This window comes from Leucothrix arctica, from assembly GCF_003172895.1.
GTDB classification, from domain to species: domain Bacteria; phylum Pseudomonadota; class Gammaproteobacteria; order Thiotrichales; family Thiotrichaceae; genus Leucothrix; species Leucothrix arctica.
The window spans coordinates 109,779-129,815 of record NZ_QGKL01000004.1; the positions used below are offsets into that span (position 1 = coordinate 109,779).

General features: G+C 43.9%; 22 protein-coding genes. 5 read left to right on the forward strand and 17 right to left on the reverse strand.

Features of this window, described 5'->3' with window-relative positions:
* Positions 1-41: 41 nt before the first annotated feature.
* On the forward strand, positions 42-479 hold the full coding sequence (lysM, locus tag DKT75_RS00670) for a peptidoglycan-binding protein LysM (protein WP_109821512.1): 438 nt from the start codon (positions 42-44) through the stop codon (positions 477-479).
* 79 nt (positions 480-558) lie between these two features.
* Here lysM and DKT75_RS00675 read toward each other — a convergent pair whose 3' ends face one another.
* The 3 genes from DKT75_RS00675 to DKT75_RS00685 all read right to left on the reverse strand — a co-directional run bounded on the left by DKT75_RS00675 (position 559) and on the right by DKT75_RS00685 (position 5,157).
* Positions 559-1,251: a response regulator gene (locus tag DKT75_RS00675; RefSeq protein ID WP_109821513.1), complete on the reverse strand. Its 693-nt coding sequence runs from the start codon at positions 1,249-1,251 to the stop codon at positions 559-561.
* Positions 1,248-2,741 carry an ATP-binding protein gene (locus DKT75_RS00680; protein ID WP_158278765.1) on the reverse strand — a complete coding sequence of 498 codons (1,494 nt, stop codon included), beginning with the start codon at positions 2,739-2,741 and terminating at the stop codon, positions 1,248-1,250. The genes DKT75_RS00675 and DKT75_RS00680 overlap by 4 nt, the downstream gene beginning before the upstream one ends.
* 229 nt (positions 2,742-2,970) lie before the next feature.
* A complete protein-coding gene (locus tag DKT75_RS00685) occupies positions 2,971-5,157 on the reverse strand; it encodes an OsmC domain/YcaO domain-containing protein (RefSeq protein WP_109821515.1) in 2,187 nt (728 codons plus the stop codon).
* Positions 5,158-5,515: 358 nt separating this feature from the next.
* Here DKT75_RS00685 and DKT75_RS00690 point away from each other — a divergent pair, with 358 nt between their 5' ends.
* Positions 5,516-6,625 (forward strand): DUF6152 family protein, encoded by a 1,110-nt coding sequence (locus tag DKT75_RS00690; RefSeq protein ID WP_109821516.1) that lies wholly within the window; start codon positions 5,516-5,518, stop codon positions 6,623-6,625.
* An 87-nt stretch (positions 6,626-6,712) separates the two neighbouring features.
* On the opposite strand, the gene DKT75_RS00695 is transcribed toward DKT75_RS00690, so the two are convergent.
* The 11 genes from DKT75_RS00695 to DKT75_RS00745 all read right to left on the reverse strand — a co-directional run bounded on the left by DKT75_RS00695 (position 6,713) and on the right by DKT75_RS00745 (position 16,134).
* Positions 6,713-7,318: a DedA family protein gene (locus DKT75_RS00695; RefSeq protein WP_109821517.1), complete on the reverse strand. Its 606-nt coding sequence runs from the start codon at positions 7,316-7,318 to the stop codon at positions 6,713-6,715.
* Positions 7,311-7,685 (reverse strand): hypothetical protein, encoded by a 375-nt coding sequence (locus tag DKT75_RS00700; protein WP_109821518.1) that lies wholly within the window; start codon positions 7,683-7,685, stop codon positions 7,311-7,313. The genes DKT75_RS00695 and DKT75_RS00700 overlap by 8 nt, the downstream gene beginning before the upstream one ends.
* Before the next feature lie 104 nt (positions 7,686-7,789).
* Positions 7,790-8,095, reverse strand: coding sequence for a DUF1330 domain-containing protein (locus tag DKT75_RS00705; protein WP_109821519.1), 306 nt, complete (start codon positions 8,093-8,095; stop codon positions 7,790-7,792).
* Positions 8,096-8,126: 31 nt separating this feature from the next.
* Positions 8,127-8,738 carry a flavin reductase family protein gene (locus DKT75_RS00710; RefSeq protein WP_109821520.1) on the reverse strand — a complete coding sequence of 204 codons (612 nt, stop codon included), beginning with the start codon at positions 8,736-8,738 and terminating at the stop codon, positions 8,127-8,129.
* A 77-nt stretch (positions 8,739-8,815) separates the two neighbouring features.
* Positions 8,816-9,499 carry a hypothetical protein gene (locus tag DKT75_RS00715; protein ID WP_109821521.1) on the reverse strand — a complete coding sequence of 228 codons (684 nt, stop codon included), beginning with the start codon at positions 9,497-9,499 and terminating at the stop codon, positions 8,816-8,818.
* A gap of 272 nt (positions 9,500-9,771) precedes the next feature.
* A complete protein-coding gene (gene aroA / locus DKT75_RS00720) occupies positions 9,772-11,058 on the reverse strand; it encodes a 3-phosphoshikimate 1-carboxyvinyltransferase (RefSeq protein WP_109821522.1) in 1,287 nt (428 codons plus the stop codon).
* Between the two features lie 156 nt (positions 11,059-11,214).
* On the reverse strand, positions 11,215-12,783 hold the full coding sequence (locus DKT75_RS00725; RefSeq protein ID WP_109821523.1) for a cryptochrome/photolyase family protein: 1,569 nt from the start codon (positions 12,781-12,783) through the stop codon (positions 11,215-11,217).
* Positions 12,780-13,058 carry a TIGR03643 family protein gene (locus tag DKT75_RS00730; RefSeq protein WP_109821524.1) on the reverse strand — a complete coding sequence of 93 codons (279 nt, stop codon included), beginning with the start codon at positions 13,056-13,058 and terminating at the stop codon, positions 12,780-12,782. The genes DKT75_RS00725 and DKT75_RS00730 overlap by 4 nt, the downstream gene beginning before the upstream one ends.
* 150 nt (positions 13,059-13,208) lie before the next feature.
* Positions 13,209-13,358, reverse strand: coding sequence for a DUF2256 domain-containing protein (locus tag DKT75_RS00735; RefSeq protein ID WP_109821525.1), 150 nt, complete (start codon positions 13,356-13,358; stop codon positions 13,209-13,211).
* 2 nt (positions 13,359-13,360) lie between these two features.
* On the reverse strand, positions 13,361-14,833 hold the full coding sequence (locus DKT75_RS00740) for a cryptochrome/deoxyribodipyrimidine photo-lyase family protein (RefSeq protein ID WP_109821526.1): 1,473 nt from the start codon (positions 14,831-14,833) through the stop codon (positions 13,361-13,363).
* Complete coding sequence (locus DKT75_RS00745; RefSeq protein ID WP_109821527.1) at positions 14,833-16,134, reverse strand: DASH family cryptochrome; 1,302 nt, start codon at positions 16,132-16,134, stop codon at positions 14,833-14,835. Before DKT75_RS00745 ends, DKT75_RS00740 begins: the two co-directional genes overlap by 1 nt.
* Before the next feature lie 144 nt (positions 16,135-16,278).
* Here DKT75_RS00745 and DKT75_RS21715 point away from each other — a divergent pair, with 144 nt between their 5' ends.
* Positions 16,279-16,539 carry a class I SAM-dependent methyltransferase gene (locus tag DKT75_RS21715; protein WP_146201293.1) on the forward strand — a complete coding sequence of 87 codons (261 nt, stop codon included), beginning with the start codon at positions 16,279-16,281 and terminating at the stop codon, positions 16,537-16,539.
* Here the strand turns inward: DKT75_RS21715 and DKT75_RS22435 are convergent.
* On the reverse strand, positions 16,494-16,670 hold the full coding sequence (locus DKT75_RS22435) for a GNAT family N-acetyltransferase (RefSeq protein WP_109821528.1): 177 nt from the start codon (positions 16,668-16,670) through the stop codon (positions 16,494-16,496). The two genes, DKT75_RS21715 and DKT75_RS22435, sit on opposite strands and share 46 nt — an antisense overlap.
* A 26-nt stretch (positions 16,671-16,696) precedes the next feature.
* The gene (locus tag DKT75_RS00755; protein WP_245923020.1) at positions 16,697-17,071 is read right to left on the reverse strand and encodes a DUF1304 domain-containing protein; all 375 of its coding nucleotides are present in this window, start codon (positions 17,069-17,071) and stop codon (positions 16,697-16,699) included.
* Positions 17,072-17,308: 237 nt separating this feature from the next.
* Between DKT75_RS00755 and DKT75_RS00765 the strand changes: the two genes are divergently transcribed.
* Positions 17,309-18,256 carry a 2-hydroxyacid dehydrogenase gene (locus tag DKT75_RS00765; RefSeq protein WP_109821530.1) on the forward strand — a complete coding sequence of 316 codons (948 nt, stop codon included), beginning with the start codon at positions 17,309-17,311 and terminating at the stop codon, positions 18,254-18,256.
* A 22-nt stretch (positions 18,257-18,278) separates the two neighbouring features.
* Here DKT75_RS00765 and DKT75_RS00770 read toward each other — a convergent pair whose 3' ends face one another.
* Positions 18,279-19,166, reverse strand: coding sequence for a MurR/RpiR family transcriptional regulator (locus DKT75_RS00770; protein WP_109821531.1), 888 nt, complete (start codon positions 19,164-19,166; stop codon positions 18,279-18,281).
* Between the two features lie 121 nt (positions 19,167-19,287).
* Between DKT75_RS00770 and DKT75_RS00775 the strand changes: the two genes are divergently transcribed.
* A complete protein-coding gene (locus DKT75_RS00775) occupies positions 19,288-20,037 on the forward strand; it encodes a beta-keto acid cleavage family enzyme (RefSeq protein ID WP_109821532.1) in 750 nt (249 codons plus the stop codon).

The window sequence follows — 20,037 nt, forward strand, 5'->3', positions numbered from 1 at the left end:
AGGTTAAAACTAAATAATTTAAAAACTCTAGGAGTGAACACATGGGACTTTTTGACTTTGCCCGCAACATCGGCAAGAAAATTTTCGGTAGTGATGACGATGACGCTTCAGAAAAATTACAAGCTCATATCGCTGAAGACAACCCAGGTGTTGATGACCTACAAGTTGTTGTAAAAGATGGCGTTGCAACCATCAAAGGAAAGGCAAAATCCGCCTCAGCCTATGAAAAAGCAATACTCATGGCAGGAAATGCATTGGGTGTTGAAGAAGTACGCGCAGACGAATTAGAAGCTCCAGAACAGACAATTGAAGTCACTTACTACGTCATCGAAAAAGGCGATAGCCTGTGGAAAATTGCTGAGCGTTTCTATGGAAACGGTAGCAAATACACTGGTATCTTTGAAGAGAACCGTGAAGTGATTACTGACCCAGATCTAATCTTCCCTGGTCAGAAGATTCGCATTCCAGCGGCATCTTAAAAACACGTTCACTCACTTGAAAGAATGAGTCAAATACAAAAAACCACCTCTAAGGTGGTTTTTTTATGCCCGTAGCATGTTACTCAATCTTATAACCCACACCATAGATCGAATGAATTAACTCTTCGCTTCCTGTCACAGCACTCACTTTTTTGCGTAAGTTTTTAACATGACTATCCACTGTTCGGTCACTGACCACTCGCCCATCTGAATAGCTAAACTGTATCAACACATCTCGCGAAAACACGCGACCGGGTGATGCCATAAGCGTTTGCAACAAACGAAACTCAACAGGCGTTAACTCTACACGCTGATTTGAAATCAAACACACATAACGATCACACTGTAGAGTAATTGAGCGATAACTCAACTGTTGCCCTATCGAATCATTAGTATTCTGAGTACTTTGCACACGACGTAAAATCGTTTTAACGCGAGCAACCACTTCACGTGGCAAAAATGGCTTACACACATAATCATCTGCACCAAGCTCCAGACCAATCAAACGATCTACCTCATCAACTTTAGCCGTCAACATCATTATCGGTACATTAGAAAACTGGCGCACCTCTCGACAAATACTTACCCCGTCTTTTTCTGGCAACATTAAGTCTAAAATAACAAGATCGGGCTCGGTCGTTTTGACCGTTTCAACAGCATCTAAACCAGTATTTAATACCTGAGTTTCAAAGCCATCGTTTTTTAAATAGTCCACTAAGATCTGAGCAATCTTATCTTCATCTTCAACAATCAATATGAGCGACACGTTCATGACTTCCCTTTTCCTTTTAGTAAAGGAAGCTCAAGCGTCATCAGTACACCACCTAATGGTGACGGTGCAGCATTGATTTCCCCACGATGGGCTTCAACAATATTACGGCAAATAGACAAACCAAGTCCTGCACCAGAACTCCGGCTATTTCGAGATTCATCCTTACGATACAACGGCTCAAACAATAGGCTACAGTCCGCCAAATCAATACCCGGTGGGGTATCGTGAATCGCCAAAATAGCGTGATAGTCATCCGTTTTTAAAGTAATTTCAACACGACCTGAAGTATTAGTGTAAGCCAGTGAATTACGCATTAAGTTACTCAGCAACTGATTAATACGCTTCTCATCCGCGCTAATTAGCACACTGGCATCTTTATCAAACGTAACCGTAATGCCTTTTTCCTCAGCCGCTAACCGATGTGACTTGATAGTTTGTTTAATACTTTGGGTCAGGTCAACAAGAGCAAACTCATAACGTAAACCACCAATATCTGATAACGATAATTCATACAAGTCATCGACTAAATAACGTAGGCGCTTAGTTTCTTGATCCAACGAGACCAACTGCTCAGGGCCAAAGGGGCGAATGCCATCTTTGAGCGCTTCAATCTCACCCGTCAATATCGCTAATGGCGTACGCAACTCATGAGAAATATTTGCTAACCAACGACTTCGCGCACTGCGGTTCTTTTCCAACGTTTTTGACAGGTAATTAATGTCTTCGACTAACAGGCCAAACTCATCATTATAAGTACTTACTAGCGGCTGGGAGTAGTCACCCTTTGACAGCCTATTAACACCTTGTATCATTCGATGAACTGGCGATACAAGCAACCGAGTCAATCCAAAAGCCACTAAACCTGCCAATAAAAGTGAAGCGATACCAATAAATACGCTCGTCATCCACTGTTGCCGAGAGAAAGCGGTTTCAATAGAGGAGCTGACTTGGCGCACAGGCGCACTTTTTAAGATCGCAACGACCTCAGTATCCACAACCACAGGAAAGTCTATTATTTCTACAGAAGGGTCATTGAGAACATGACCAAAAATTTTCGCCCCTTGAAGATCATAAAGAGCTGTCGGTGGATAACTAGGCCCACCTCTGCGAGGTCTTCTGCCACCCGGCCCGCCTGGCGGTCTAGCACTACCCTCAAAATCTTTAGGTGGTGGAAAGTCGTATGATTCAAATGGAGGCGGTCGTCGCCCTTTTGGAGGCAAAAGGAAATCTACTTCAAGAGGTCGCCCTGCTTTAGCGACAGTGTCTGGTCGAGGAAGCATGCTTAAACTAATCTGCAATGTTTCTTCTTCAACATTAGACCATTGCCTATCGTGCTCGACATAAAGTCGGCCGAGATTCTCACCAATAAGCGTAAGGCGTGTTTGCTCAAGTGCATTTACGTAGTCTAAAAAACCACGCTCAAAACTCCAACGGGCTAAACCTAAAGTGGCCACTAGTACCATCAAGGTCAGCCCAAGGAACGAGAGCATTAACTTATGCGATATAGATAAGCGCATTACTGTCTAAAAAATTTAAGTTGTGACAATGAGATACCATCCACCGTACATGATTAATAAAATACCCCATTATACTGACCTCAGGTTAATTAACGCTGAAAGCCAGATACTGACTGTATTTAAGCAGGTAATTGTGGAGAAATTATGGTGTTAAGGTGAAAGCATCATGAATACTCACTCTCACCTCAACACCCTTCATTCATTAAGCAGACGCTTTGTCTTTACGGGCCTGATGAAGCTTTTTGTAGCTTTCAATCAATCGTAAATGTCGATCTAAACCTTCCAGCTTCATACTCGTCTTAGTTAAGCCAAAGAATGTGATTTCACTGTTAATAGAGCCAACCACATTGCCCATTGTCTCTTTACCAAACATTCTATTGAAGTTACCAATAAAGTTTTCAAGCTCAAGCTCTTCATCTAGCGCCACTTCAAGTACCGAGTGCACAGCTTGGTAGAATAAACCACGCTCAACCGTATTATCGTTGTACTGCAAGAACTCTTCTACGCAGTCTCGTGCCTCTTCCAAACCACCTAGTGCAAGATAGATAAGAATCTTAAGCTCAAGAATCGTTAACTGACCCCAAACTGTATTCTCATCAAACTCAATACCAATCAGTGTTTTGATATCCGTGTAGTTATCTAGCTGGCTGTCTTCTAAACGCTCCAACAGATCCACTAATTCATCTTCATCTAGCGAGTGGATATTCAAAATATCTTCACGGAAGATCAGTGACTTATTAGTGTTATCCCAAACCAAGTCATCAACTGGGTAAACTTCAGAGTAGTCAGGTACCAAGATGCGGCAAGCCGTTGCACCTAGCTCATCAAACACAGCGATGTAACACTCTTTATCAATATCCTTCAAGATACCAAACAAGCGATCACTCTCTTCCTGAGTAGTCCCTGAGAAATCCCACTCAGCAAACTCATAGTCATGCTTATCACTAAAGAAGCGCCAAGAAATCACGCCCGTTGAATCAATAAAGTGTTCAACAAAATTCTCTGGCTCAGTGACAGCCATACTGTTGAATGTTGGACGAGGAACGTCATTCAAACCTTCAAAACTGCGACCTTGTAGCAACTCAGTCAGGCTTCGTTCTAGCGCAACTTCAAAGCTTGGATGTCCACCGAAAGATGCGAACACACCACCCGTTTTAGGATTCATCAGCGTCACACACATAACTGGGAACTGCCCCCCTAACGACGCATCTTTAACAACAACAGGAAAACCTTGTGCTTCCAACGCTTCAATACCTTCTAGGATGCTTGGATACTTAGCCAACACTTCTTTAGGCACATCCGGCAGCACAATTTCTTCTTCAATAATTTGACGCTTAACTGCACGCTCAAATATCTCAGACAAACATTGAACTTGCGCTTCAGGTAAGTTATTGCCAGCGCTCATACCGTTGCTTAAGAACAAGTTTTCAATCAGGTTTGACGGGAAATAAACCGTCTCACCGTCGGAGTAACGTGTGTACGGTATAGAGCAAATGCCGCGCTCAACTAAACCAGAGTTAGTATCAATCAGATTAGAGCCGACTAGCTCCTGTCTTGGATCATAAATTTCTAAACAATATTGGTCTAAGATTCCTTCAGGTAACTCATCGTTTTCGTTAGGCTTAAACCACTTCTCATTGGGGTAATGAACGAAGTCACTGTTTGCAATTTCTTGACCGAAGTATTGATCATTGTAGAAAAAGTTACAGTTTAGACGCTCAATGAACTCACCCAATGCCGAGCACAGTGCACTCTCTTTGGTTGCGCCTTTACCGTTTGTGAAACACATTGGAGAAGCCGCATCACGAATATGTAACGACCATACGTTTGGTACAATGTTACGCCACGATGCAATCTCAATTTTCATACCTAGGTCAGATAAAAGACCCGTCATGTTTGCAATGGTTTGTTCTAGCGGCAGATCTTTACCCAAAATAAAGGTACTTTCCCCGCCTTCTGGTTGCCCCATTAACATGGCTTGCGCGTCTTCTTCTAAGCTTTCAACCGTCTCTATTTTGAACTCAGGCCCAGATTGAACCACCTTTTTTACGGTACAACGGTCAATAGAACGCAAAATACCTTCACGGTCTTTCTCAGAAATACTCTCTGGAAGCTCTACCTGAATCTGGAAAATCTGGTTATAACGATCTTCAGGATCAACAATATTGTTCTGCGACAAACGAATATTTTCAGTCGGAATATCACGCGACAAGCAGTACACACGTACAAAGTACGCAGCACAAAGTGCTGATGACGCTAGGAAGTAATCAAATGGACTAGGCGCAGAGCCATCACCTTTATAACGAATCGGCTGATCAGTAACGACCGTAAAGTCGTCAAATTTAGCTTCAAGGCGAAGATTTTCGAGAAAGTTTACTTTGATTTCCATTGGAATGTTCCGTGTTTATCGCTGCGATCAATTAGCGAGGGCTAATCATCGGTGTTGATCTTAAATGGCGGCAATTATCTGTTTTTTGAAGCAAATAGTCTCTGCCAAAGTGAAATTATTTTTGTGTTTATAAAGAAGGCAACATTCCTTGATATAGCTGACTCATAACAAATCTTGAAGTTCTGCACTATTCCCTCACTTTCTTTACGTGATTTTACATGCCCTTAAGCAATTTCATGAATCGCATGTGCAATAATTCCAAAAAGGCTAAGTAACTAGCAATACATAATTTTACAAGCCAAAAAATCTCTCCGAAGTTACTCGATCTAATAACAATAGATGCACTAAAGGATACAACATGAAAAATCAGATGACTTTTAGCACCTTGGCGATGATGGGCGCACTTGCTCTATCCGCTAATACAGCCTATGCACATCATGGTAGCAGTGGCCAATTTGACATGACAAAGTCACTCGAAGTATCAGGCACAGTGACCAGAGTTAGACTTGTAAACCCTCATTCTTATGTGTACTTCGACGTTGCAAATAGCGCTGGCGGAACAGATAACTGGCGTTGTGAATTAAGATCAGGCAACTTGCTTAAGCGAAGCGGTTGGTCAAAAGACATGTTCGCAAAAGGAACAAAGCTGACGATCACTGGCACACCAGCACGTAACGAAGACAATGCGTGTTACACCAAAACGATCACCTTTGAAGACGGCACAACCATTGCCCGAAATGCAAAGCTGGATGAAGATGGTAAAGTCGTTGAAGCACCAAGGAAATTAACGCTAGACGATGGGAAAACACCAAACATCAATGGTACTTGGGCAGCAGAGCAGCGCAAACGAGGCCCGAGACCAACGGGTGGCGCAAAGCCAGCTGAAGGTGAAGCGCGTAGAGGCCCACCTCCAGGCGAAGGCCGTGGTGGACCAGCACGTATCGAACGAACAGCCGCTGGTGCAGCAGCTGTTGAGGGTTTTGTTCGTGAAGACAACCCACGTTTTGCCTGCAAGTCGACTAACATCTTTATCGATTGGTGGTTTGATCAAATGGTCAATAAAATCGAACAAACTGAAGATGACATCACGCTAACTTATGGCTTCATGGATATTGTTCGTACTATTCACTTAGATATGGATAAGCACCCAGAAGACATCACAGCAAGCAAAGCTGGCCACTCTATTGGTCAGTGGGAAAACGGCGTTTTAGTGGTTGATACGGTTGGATTCACAGAAGGCTACCTAAACATAACCCCTCGTGTTGACGATGTTGCAAAGAACAGTACAGAGCTACGTGTAGTTGAGAAATTTACACTTAGCGAAGACGGTAAAACACTAACACGTGAATATACTGCGACTGACCCGTTATACATGGTTGGTACGTTCACAGGGAAAGACGTTGTGAAGTTAACTAACGCTGACTATGAGTCATACAGCTGTGAAGATCTTACGGGTGATACTTTCTAAAAAATAAGTACTCGAAGCAAGTAATACAAGAGGTCTACTTTACAAGTAAGCCTCTTGTATTTCTATTCTGCACCACTATACAAATAGCTAAACCAACTGCCTCTTAAATGCTTTCCAAGAAACCGCTAACTTATAACCAAAGCCTAGCGTAAACAGCCCTGCTAACGTCACCAACATCACACTGCGCATCAGGTCTGATATCTCAGGTACATTACCCGCAAAGCTATAACCAAGCATGATGTAAACAGACGACCAAATACTTGAACCTGCTAACGCCGTAACGCTGTACTGCGCACGGTTCATACCCCATACGCCACACAAGTAAGCAATATAAGGTCCACAAGGGCTAAGCACTGTTCGCGTTAACAAAATAGCAAACACACCATACTTACGATAAACCTTTTCGCTTTTATCAAGCACTGGCGACATACGCCGATGACTAGATAGCTTTTCAATAAGGTTGGGGCCTGCAATTTTCCCTAATTGATAGGCTGCTTGGTCACCTAAGATATATGCCGACAAGGTGAACAAAAAAAGCTCAATCAGCAAAATATCGCCCGTTGATGCTAAACCGCCAGAGGTTAGCACTAGTATTGAAGCGGGTAATGGCACACCTAATGCGGCAATGAATACAACAAAAAAGACAACATACAAACCGTAGTCCGTTGCAAAGGCGAGGAGTGTCTCAGTCAAGTCCCTGCTCCCGGTAAGTCAGTGCTGCAATGCGAACAATATTGGTTAATTCATCCAAAGAAACACCAATTCTAGTAGCAATATGATCGAGACGACGTGACGACTCAACATTTTCATCAATATCAAAAATTTCAATAATTGCAGTACGAGGCAAACCATAAGACATGGCAACATAGCGAGGAGTCATCCATGACTCTAACGTGACATCTTTATGATCAGGGTCATCGAAGTAAATTGCATCCGCGAGCATAGTGCTAGACAACACAATAACTGCAATCGCAGACGTCACAAAACCAAGCACAGTGAACTTGTAAGAACATGCAAACTTATACAATGTTGAATTGCGGTATTGTTTGAGAACTTGCATCAAGTTAATCGCTTCATGGTGTTAAGGAAGGTAATACTAAACCGTATAATGACGAGTTTTATTATTTAATACCTTTATGTCAAGTATTTACGCCCAGCAGACAACTACGAAAGTTTCTCATGCATCGAAATCACCGTTTTGCTTTTCACAGAATTTGTAAAATGACGCTGCTGAACGGCTTTATATTCATCACTTGAAAAGAACGCTTCCATCACCGCTTGGCTTGGAAAGTCGATAGTAAACACACGATTGATGTCATCTTCAGTTTTTGAAAGCAGCACTTTAGACACCTCGAAGTCAAAACCAAAAGCACCACCATACGCTTTCAAAATTGGCATCATGCCTTCACGGTAGCGCTGATACTCTTCTTGATCGCTAACGTATATTCCCATAATTCTTTCAAATGCCATGTGGCGCTCCTGTTCAACGATTGTCTGTCAACTACGGCTTTCTTTCTAAGGTATAAGACTCACTCAGCCCTGAGTAATCATTACCCCCTAGTCGTGCTAAAGGATCTAACTTTCCTGCATCAATTGATAGTCGATCTTCACCCTGCTGCGCAATTTCATCATTAATATAAGCATGCTTAATCTCTAGAAACAGCAGTGACATCGGCGCGTCACCTATCACTTTCATTTCGTAAAACTCACACGCATAAGCAACCGGTGCAGCCTTAAGACGTGGTAACGCTGAACCTTCAAACTCAACTGTCGTTAGCCCTAATAATTCAATCTCTGACTCGTCATAACCCAACGACTGCGCACTGGCGTTCATTGGCTCAACCAAGCTTTGATCAGCGATATGAACCACGCACTGCTTTTTTTCGATGATATTTCTAGCGGTGTCTTTCTTATCATTCTCGGACTTGTTACCGACAGAAATCATCAATATCGGTGGCGAACTTGAGACTGGTGCGAAAAAAGAAAACGGCGCTAAATTATGACTACCATTATCATTCTCCGTTAATACCCACGCGATTGGACGCGGAATAACCGTTTGAATAATCGTGTGGTAAGTCTGAGTTGGTGAGAGCTTGGAAAAATCTATATACATCAAAAAAACCTATTTTTGGGAGAGTACGCTGCTGAACTTGAGGACACGTAAAGCAGCCTCAAAACATTGAAACACCTTTAGAACAAGTAACCCAACGTTACACCATACACCGTATATGAGTCATCCAACGAGTCGTTTTGGCTGTTACCAAAAGCTTGCAAATCAGCATTCAGGTTCGCAAGATCACTAGTGTTATCCGAGCTTAATTTAAGGCTTGGTGAAAGACCGAAGATCCGGCCTGCTTCAGCCTGCACAAACCAGCCTTTATCCCGCCTAAACTGGTAGCGATAGCCTAAACCAACATATGGCACAACACTATTTGTTTCGACTGTACCCGATATTGTCCCAATTTGGGTACCTGTATAAAAACTATTATTTAGCGGTAAGACCGGGATAGCATCTGCCTCAAATGACAACTGAGCAGGATCTCCAAGATGCGCTGCACCAGCACTTACAAAGAAACCATTACGTCGTGACCAAGGAAACCAATCAACAGTCAAACGTACATTATTTTGGTCAAATTTTTCAAAAAAACTCACTGGCCCGATCCCTTTATGATTGTCAAAGTCGATAGAAGCGTAACCTAAACGAAAACGAATCTTTTGATTGGCGTAGTAACCGACATCGATAACATAGCCTGTCCCAATATCTTTAATGTCGCCACCGCCTCCAGAAATTTCAAAACCTTTAACCACATCATCAGCGATACCTAGACTAGGCAACATCATTGCTGCAAATACAGCACTTATTACTTTTTTCATATTAATATCTCTATAAGTTACCGGGAGGTACATCTCAGTGCGCACATTTAAGATGTACCCACCCAAATAAACTACCCCGCCCGAAGACATTTTCTCAACACTATAGGTCGCATAGTGTTTCAAAGTAGCTATATAAGGTACCCCCCAAAAAAAAAGCCAGTATGACTTAAAAAGACATACTGGCTTCCCTTATTGTTATAACAAATAAAAGCAACTAAAAATCTACTGATATAGCCATTGTAATTATTGTCATAACAAGTTTCCCACGATCCTTAACGAGTAACTAGCGCCAACTTATCAAAGTAATCTGGGAACGTTTTTGAGGTGCACTTAGGATCATTAATGGTCACTGGCGTACCACTTAGCGCAACCAATGAAAAACACATCGCGATACGGTGATCGTCATACGTATCAATCTCAGCATGAATAATCTTTTCAGGTGCAGTCACTTCAATGAAGTCATGCCCTTCAACAACCGTCGCACCGACTTTACGTAACTCAGTCGCCATCGCAAACAAACGATCTGTTTCTTTTACACGCCAATTGTAAACGTTAGTAATCTTTGTCGTGCCTGTCGCAAATAACGCCGCCACTGCAATAGTCATCGCCGCATCAGGAATATGGTTCATGTCCATATCCACCGCTTTCAGCTCGCCTTTACTGGCTTTAATGTAGTCATCGCCCCACTCGATCTTTGCACCCATTGCTTCCAATACCGTTGCAAACTGCGTGTCGCCCTGCACTGACTTTTTACCAATACCCGTTACTTTCACACTACCACCAGCAATCGCACCCGCTGCTAGGAAGTAAGACGCTGATGACGCATCACCTTCAACAAGGTATTGCTCAACCGCTGTATACGTCTGACCACCTTTAACCACAAAACTCTGATAGTCTTCAGTTACAACATCAACACCAAAGTCCTTCATGATTTGAAGCGTAATTTTGATGTATGGCTTAGATACTAACTCACCAACAATCTCAATGGTGGTGTCTTCTTGGGACATCGGTGCAGCCATCAAAAATGCCGTTAAGAACTGACTAGAAACACTACCGTCAATTTTAATCGTGCCGCCTTTCAGGCCTGTGCCTTTAATATTTAGCGGTGGGTAGTCTTCGTTACCAAGGTAAGAAATATCCGCACCGGCTTGTTGAAGCGAGTCTACCAAAGAACCAATAGGACGCTCAAACATACGTGGCTCACCCGTTAGCACATAGTCGCCCTGACCTAAGCAAAGTGCCGCACACAGTGGACGCATCGCTGTACCAGCATTTCCTAAGAATAACTCAATCTGGCCTTGGTCTTTTGTATCAAACGCATGGCCTAAGCCTTCAACAACACACTGTTTTTTATCATCAGAAAGCTGATAGCTAACACCCAGCTGCTTGAGTGCCGTTAGCATGTGACGAATATCATCGCTGTCTAGCAAATTCGTCAGCGTCGTTGTTCCTTTTGCTAAGGCTGCTAACAAAAGCGCTCGGTTTGATAAGCTTTTTGAGCCAGGAAGGTTGATTTCACCATCCACTTTAGCAATCGGGTTTAACAACAGTTGTTCCATAATATTCTCTCTTTGCTCTGATTAAGCGCGTCATTTGTAGTGCGTATTTTGACCCACTATCTTATGACGTTTTGAATGAAACTATAACCAGAAATTTGCCTAATCACGCCCACCAATCAAATAATGAAGCAGATCAACCGAACTGCACGGCTAAACTTACAACGACTCTAAGTTTTCAATACACCAATTTGCACGTTCGATTACCGCGGTTTGAGCTGAATCTTCTTGCTTATCCCACTGTCGATACACCATACCAATGCGCGGGTTCTTTTCAAAACGCTCACGGTGTCGAACCATGAATCCCCAGTACAAGCTATTAAACGGACAGGCCGACTCCCCTGTTTTTTCCTTAATTTTGTAATGACAATATTTGCAGTAATCACTCATTTTATTAATGTAGTTACCACCTGCGCTGTAAGCCTTAGTCGCGACGATGCCACCATCCGCAAACTGACTCATGCCACGTGTATTTGGCATTTCAACCCACTCCAGCGCATCGATATAAATACCGAGATACCATTCATCAACCTCATCAGGGTTAATCCCGGTCAGTAAACAAAAGTTACCCGTCACCATCAATCGTTGAATGTGATGCGCGTAAGCGTAATCCAATGACTGCTTGATTGACTGCTTCATACAGTTCATTTTGGTATCGGCCGTCCAAAAATATGACGGGAGTGACTGCTGCGCATCTAAACTATTTTTGTCACGGTACTCAGGCATATTCGCCCAATACACACCACGGATATACTCGCGCCAGCCTAATATTTGTCGTACAAAACCTTCGATTTGAGACAGACTAATCTTGCCTTCAGAGCGTTCGAAGTGGCTAATTGCTTCGTTAATCACTTGCAAGGGGTGCAGCATTTTTGAATTAATCGAGAACGACAAGCGCGAGTGATAAAGACTCCATTGGTGCTCACTATTACCCGTCATTGCATCTTGAAAGCGACCAAAGTTTGGCAAGCAGTGTTCACAAAAGAAGCTCAGTAACTCTAAAGACTCGCGTCGCGTCGTAGGCCAGAGCAAGTGCTCCGTCATCTCACCCATTGAAGGAATATTATGTTTTTCGAGACGTTGACGAATAGCCGTTACATCTCGCTCAAACAATAACGGTGCTGGCACTTCAACAATATCTTGCGGCTTTAGCTTGTTGCGATTGTCACCATCAAAATTCCACTGCTCACCGACAGGCTTATCGCCTTCCATAAGCACATCAAAACGCTTGCGCATCTTGCGGTAGAAGAACTCCATTTTGTGGTGTTTGTCTTTGGTAAAGTAGTCATCTATCTCGTCAAAGCCCACTAAGAAATGCTCAGTATCCACCTCTGTCACTGTTAGCGACGAAGTATCTTTACTGTTTAAAGACATACCCCGCATTTGCGCTAGGAGTCGGTATTCATCTGGTCGCTGATACTCTACCGACGCTACATCATGCTGCAAACACAGGTGTTGGATTAACTCAGGAAAGTCCGCAAAGTCAGCCGTGTCATCAAGCGTAAGATGAGTAACCTCATGCCCTGACTTATTTAACGCGCCAGCAAACTGCTCCATCGCGCTAAAGAACGCACACAACTTTTGAATGTGGTGCTTGGTGTACGTTGCTTCTTGTTTCAGCTCAGCAATGACATACAGCACAGACGGATCTTTTTGCTGATACCAATGATGATTAGCATTCAGTTGGTCACCTAAAATTAGGCGCAACGTTTGATAATGTGAACTCAAGAACGTTTATACTGTGTTGGACAGTGGCTTCGAGTGATGTCTGTAGAGCGAGTCGCCATGTGCTTTGTCTTGCGGCCACTGACGCGCGCACGCCATAGTCGGAATGAGCTTGGCTTGAGCTGGTAACGCATCAGTTGAATGACTGCGGATTCGTTAACCGCGTAAAGCTTTTCAATCGCCTCAAACGGTGTTCTGTCCTCCCATGCCATCTCGATAATTCGGGAAACATCTGCGACGGGGAGTTTCTTGCTTAAAGCTTTTGCGGGATTAGCCATGTTGGTTTCCTGATTTGACGAGATCTGTAAAAAGAAGTTTAAAAGACCCAACGTGAAAGTAATGTAGATTCAGATGTTTAATGTCAGGCAAATTAACAATCAAAAAAATAGAACACAAATAACACTACTTTTAACACCCTTTGCTTACCTTTAAGGCTGTTTCTTCTTATGCCCTCGCTTACAACGCTCCGAACAAAACTTCACATTATCCCAATCTCTCGCCCACTTTTTACGCCAAGCAAATGACAGCCCACATTCCACACAGATCTTTGTTGGTAAATTAAGTTTATGATGCGCCATGCTCACCTCACGTGCCGTTGAAGAATACGTCTTGATTCGCGCCTGACTTCTGGACGATCTCGCCACGCCCACAGCAAGTCACTTGCTTGCTTATAAGTTACCGCAACATCAACAATCGGCGCGGGATAATTCTCACCAATTGTCATCCCATACATAAGCTGTTCCATCGGCGTTAATGTATGTGGACAAGTAATCAACTCATTCGGTAACTCCCTCAACTCTGGACACCACTGACGAATAAAACGTCCTTTAGGGTCATGTTCAACCGCTTGTTTAATCGGGTTATAAATGCGAATGGTGTTGATGCCCGTGACGCCCGCTTGCATCTGAAACTGCGGGTAATGAATACCCGGTTCAAAGTCCAGAAATACCCGTGCCAGGTGCTGTACACCGTGTCGCCAGTCAATCTGCAAATGATGGCACAAAAAACTCACCAACATTGCTCGCATCCGAAAATTAATATAACCGGTCGCAATCAAACAACGCATACACGAATCAACCAAGGGGTAGCCTGTTTGCCCCTGCTCCCAAGCGGTTAAATCAGCCTGAGAATCTAACTCAGATCGATAAGGCAGCTCACGATAGCCACTATTGATATGTCTAAACTCCATACTGCATTCGCTTTCAAACTTTTGCATAAAGTGACAATGCCAATGAAACCGCGACGACAGCGCAATCAACGCCCTACGCCAGCCTTTACGTTGCCAGTGACCCAACAGTATTTGGTAGGCTTGCCGCAAACTGATATTCCCCCAAGCCAAATACGGAGACAACCGTGAGCAGCTTTCTCTACTCAGCTCAGGCTTAGAAATTTGCACATTATATAGCTGACCTCGACCGTCGAAAAAATCATCCAGCACTGCTCTTGCTTCAAGTTCACCCCCTATTTGCATCTGTGGATCAGGTATTTTCCACTCAGCAGGCAGTTTTGAAGTATCAAACACCGCTTTCACCAGTGTGAGTTGCTTGGGATGATTATCAACCAGCGAGGCTTTCATCACTTTTTTCCAATTACCATCCCAATCACTTCGATCAACGGCACCCCGCATAACGCCGCCCAAGACCGCTTCTTGCCAAGCAATATGACGCTCACTAAACCAACGCTGTAATTGTTTATCGCGTTTAAACGTATTATCGAGGCCAATTTCGTGATGCGAAAAAACGTGTTGAATATCAAACTGCTCGTTCAATTGTTCAAAAACGGCTAAAGCTTCATCATGTGCAACCACAACACGCCCGTTGAGTTGCTGGTTCATCTGTATTAACGACTCAGTCACAAACCGCCAGTGTCTTTCTGAGAAGTGAGGGTCACTGAGCAGCATCGGTTCAAAGATAAATAGCAGCAACGTAGGATGCGGTGAATCCTCTGCCCATTTAAGCGGTTGATGATCATGTAATCGCAAGTCCCTTTTAAACCAAACGATATTAATGGCAGGCTTATCGGAGCTTATTACAGGAAAAACAGCACTTGCCATTAGGCACTATCTCTTCGTACTAACCACTTATTGGTATAAGTGAATTTTGGGTCAAATTGCATCGCTTGTTTTTCAAGGTTAAAGTGCTTTTTAGCGACACTAGCAGGGCCCGCTCCAGCAATGTATTGCCAGTTGCCCCAGTTAGTCGCCAAGTCAAAATCAATAAGCACCTGCTCAAAGTAAGCCGCACCAAACCGCCAGTCTTGCTCCAACTCATTTACCAAACAACTCGCAACGATTTGTCGTCCTCGGTTGGATAAGAAGCCCGTTAAGCGCAACTCCGTCATACAGGCATTAACCAGCGGGAATGCCGTTTCTCCCATTATCCATTGTTGAATGCGATTGGGATTGTGCCGATGAGTTAACAACTTATCGGCCTGACCACCTTGGCTATACAGCTTTGTACCATGACGATGCCCGTACCATTGAAAATACTCGCGCCAAAGTAACTCGACGTAAATCCAGTAAGTAGAGTCATTAGCGCCATGCTCTGCTTCATAGGCTTTGAGATCAGCAACGACTGTTCGTACCGACAAACAACCCAAGGCTAACCACGAAGAAAACTTGCAAGACGTTTGCCAACCATCCAATGCGTTACGTGTTTGTTTGTAACTTGAAGCGCATCCTGACTCTAAATAAGACGTTAAGTGAGCTAAACCAACACTCTCACCGCCAGAGAACTCATCTTCATGAGTGCTGATAGTTGATGCACTTTTTAAAGCAACCTCTAAACCCGCCACGCTAAATAGCGTAGCTATACTGACAGGCAAAGGCGGTAGCTGTATCACTCTCTCGATAGGCTGATGAGCCTTAGGCTTTTCTAGCTTACGACGAACGCCATTAAAGCCCGTTGGCATCTCGGAAATAGTAAACGGTAAATTGTCTTGATCGAACAGCGTATGCGTCGCAATGGTATGCAACTGCAACTGCGGAAACTGCGTTTGTAAGCGCTGCCAGCACTGGTTTTCATACCAACCAACATGCTCGCTACGAAATACATCTGTCACCGCTTGCGTTTTAACTAGCTCAACCAGTACATTTAAACAGTTACGTTTACTGACCCAGAGCTTTTGGTTGAGCATCGCTAACTGAGATGCCAAGTCCGCCAACGCTTCTTCAAGAAAACGCCTTCTTTGCTCACCAAAGTCATCACTCATGTCGCCATTTGCTTGGCTCCATACGCTACCCATATCGCTATAACACACGAGCTCATCCACGACTTTTGACGCATGAAACAAGGCAGGCTGATCATGCAGCCGTAAATCGTTGGTAAACCAGTAAAGACCCACGCGTTTAGTCATTGTGTATTCAACATTATTTTCATCATTGGCCGACGATGCATGATGAACAATAAGAACTCAATTAACGGTAGTTGGAATAAGGCTAAATTTTTCTCAGCAACACGAGCTTGATAAATTTTTCATCAAGCACAAAAAAATAATGATTTGAAATATGAGCGTGCATTTGACTTTTCAGCCCACTTTATTGTTAATGCGCAAAACATCGTAGAACACGGTAGAGCACGCTACCTAATTACGGATCAAGGCGACTTAAGCACACTCAAAAAAGTCAGTTTAGATGAGCTTGGACAGGCAGACATTGCTGATCAAGTAGACTTCTTTCAAGGTGATGCCAGCAACCTCAAACCGAACTATCAAAACTACGATTTGATCTTTGCCGGTAATTTGACTGGGTCTAACTCATAACCTTCAAAGCCAAACTTACGATAAGATCCTTGCGCTGCTTTATTGCCTTCCAAGACCTCTAAAGTGACTTTGTCACAGCCTTTCGCCCTCGCCTGCTCTTCCACTTTCGGTATAGTCAGCAATAAGTACATCAATTTTCATTATCATTCCCTATTCGCTAGCGCGATTTCCATATTAGTAATAAGCCTAGTACAGCTGGCACTGCTTGAATAAGGAGTATCTGAGGCTTCACAGTCACTGCGCCAAATACGCCTGCCGCTAAAATACATAATAAAAAGAATATCTTTACTGAGCGTCCTTCGGAGCCAAGCGCCAGTCCCCAGATTAAACCTGCCGCTAAGAAACCGTTGTAAAGCCCTTGGTTGGCAGCCATTGCTACTGTTTCTTTTGCCAACTCAGGAGTAAGCCCAAAGGCACTCAGACTTCTTGGTGACTCCCAAAAGAACATTTCAAGAATGAGTATGTATATATGTAGCAGCGCCAAAATCGCCACGATAACGTTTGATAAACGAGCCATATTATTTTGTTCCATTTAGTTTTTTCTTTAACCGAAACCTGCCATCAATAGCACCAAGCAGATGACTTAAGGTAAGAGTAATAGGCTTAGTCAATATATCGACTGAATACACAACTTTATACTGTTTTTCGTGATGCACGTATAGTGTTACTGTCATGCTTTGCCAACGAGGAAAATATTCATGAATATCCACGCAATACTCACCTCTTCACCTAAGCTTCCTAGTCAATACATACAGCGTCCCTTTCACCTATGAAGACATTGCCGCCCATTCCCTTTGTAAGCAACATAGATACAAAGTCCCGCGACCATTGGCTTACATATTTACAAGCTGCCCTGCCTGACTTTGAAATCGCCGCTTTCGAAGCTCACCACCCAGACCATTGGCCAAACTCTACAGTTGCAATTGTTGCTAACCCCAACCCTGAAGACTTAAAACAACTCGCTAAACTTGAGTGGGTGCAAAGTGTTTGGGCTGGCGTCGAAAACTTGGTGTCTACCCTTCCCCAAGACACTGCAATTGTGCGAATGACAGACCCACAATTGGCTAAAACCATGGCTGAAGCAGTGTTAACCATGACGCTTTACCTTCATCGTGACCTTCCCATGTACGCTACACAACAACGCAATCGCGTTTGGCAACAACATGATGTGTTACTTGCTGAAGACAGGAAAATTACCGTACTCGGCCTTGGCGCTTTGGGTAGCGCTGCCTGTGACTCACTGGTGCGACAAGGGTTTGATGTTTCAGGTTGGAGTAGTTCACCCAAATCGATTCAAGGTGTGCGCTGCTTCAATGGTGAAGGTGGCTTAGCTACTGCACTCAATGACTGTGATATTTTGGTTGTATTGCTACCGTTAACTGACAATACAACAGGGCTGCTGAATAACGCTCGACTATCAATGCTCAAACAGAGCGCATCAATCATAAACTTTGCTCGTGCCCCCATTATCGATACCGTTGCATTACTGAAAAACCTTCAGTCCGGCACGCTCAAACATGCAGTGTTAGATGTCTTTGCAATAGAGCCTTTACCGAGTGATGATCCACTGTGGGCAGTGCCAAACATCACCGTATTACCACACATCTCAGCCCCAACAAATATGAAAACAGCTTCTAAAATCGCTGCGGACAATATCGTGTCATTTACAGAAACAGGGCAGTTACCCGTAGTGGTTGATCGGAGTAAAGGGTACTAACCGCGAGCGTCGAAAATAAAAACTAATGTTTTTTTTGCTTCACCCAATACACATTAGTTTCCTCTCGCAGCGCCTCATAAGATTTGATCCTTTGACGCGCTTCATCCCCGCCTTGAGCCACTAACATCGCCAATAAGTTTTCCACCATGGCCATCATGCCGGTGTAACACCCAAAATAATGAGACGACAACACAGAGGCGACTAAAGCTTCATCGGCCTGAAAATCGGGTGACACAATCTCACTGTCAGAGATCAAAATGAGCTTCACGCCCTTACTTTTAGCAAACCGACAGGCTTCAATGGTTTCCCGTGAGTAAGGTGTCGTAGCAATGGCGATCAGCACATCCCCTTCCCCTGCGTTATGTAAATCATCAATCGCACTCGCCATATGTCGAGGAATAAGGTGCATAGAAGGTAATGCCATGCGCCCAACGTAGTGGAAATAAAACGCCACGGCATAACTTGCTCGGACTGCGGTGAGGTATACATTATTTGCGGTCAGTAACAGTTGAGTCACACGCTCCATCGCCTCCAATGACTGATGCTCTAAAGACTGTTGTACAATCGCCATACTATTAGCGGCAGCTTCTGCTTGCACCTTACCCAGCTCCCCTTTTTCAGCCAGCCCCTTAATCCACTCTGGTTGATTGTCACTCATAGACGCAGACACCAAGGCTTTCCTAAACGGTTCTCTCAGCTCATCGTAACTATTTAAGCCCACCCGCTCTGCTAAACGAATTAACGTATAAGTACTAACGCCAGCTTTTCGCGCGGTCTCTCTAATGGGGTCTAAACCAAAGTCTGACGGATGATCAATAATGTATTTCGCTGCAACACTGAGCCCTCGTGGCAACTCTGGAATGACCTCTTTAAGCTTTGCGAGTAAGCGATTCTTTAACGTCGGGTCCATAGCTATCCTTTTGTTATAAAAGAAAATAATTACACTTGTTATTTTTACCAATTATTGACTAAAAACGTATTTTCTGCAAAATTATGTACCAGCAATATGTGATCACTTAACAGGTAACAGCATGACTAAACCCTTCATTATGGTTGCGCCCAATGGCGCAAAGCGTGGCAAAGATGACCATACTGCTTTGCCTATTCAGATTATTGAAACGGTTAACACCGCCAAAGCGTGTTATTTGGCAGGTGCTCATGCGCTTCACTTACATGTTCGAGATGATCAAGGAAAACACGCAATTGATGCGGGCTTGTACACAGAAGCACTGACCGAACTGGAAATACAAGTGCCCGAGCTTGCGGTACAAATCACCACAGAAGCGGCCGGCATTTTTGATGTGAAAGAACAATTAGCCTGCTTAGAAACGCTAAAGCCAAAGTGGGCGTCGATCTCGGTACGAGAAATGGCACGCGACAAACAGCTAGCGCTCAAGGCTTATGCCCTGTGCGCTGATCAAGGCACAAAGATCCAACACATCCTATATGACACCGCAGATATCGAGCAATACCTTGAGTGGCAGAAACAACACGTCATTAAAACTCATCAAAATGAGGTGTTGTTTGTATTAGGTCGCTATAGCAAAGGCATGACCTCCTCTCCTGAAAACTTGAAACCGTTTCGTGATGCTTTGCCTGATATCGAGAACTGGATGGTGTGCGCATTTGGACCAGATGAACACGCTTGCCTTGTAGAAGCGGCTCGCCAAGGTGGCGGTGTCCGCGTGGGCTTTGAGAACAGCTTAACCAACGCCGACGGTACAAAACACGCGGACAATGCCGCATCTGTCACCGCACTGATCAACACCATTGAGGGTTAA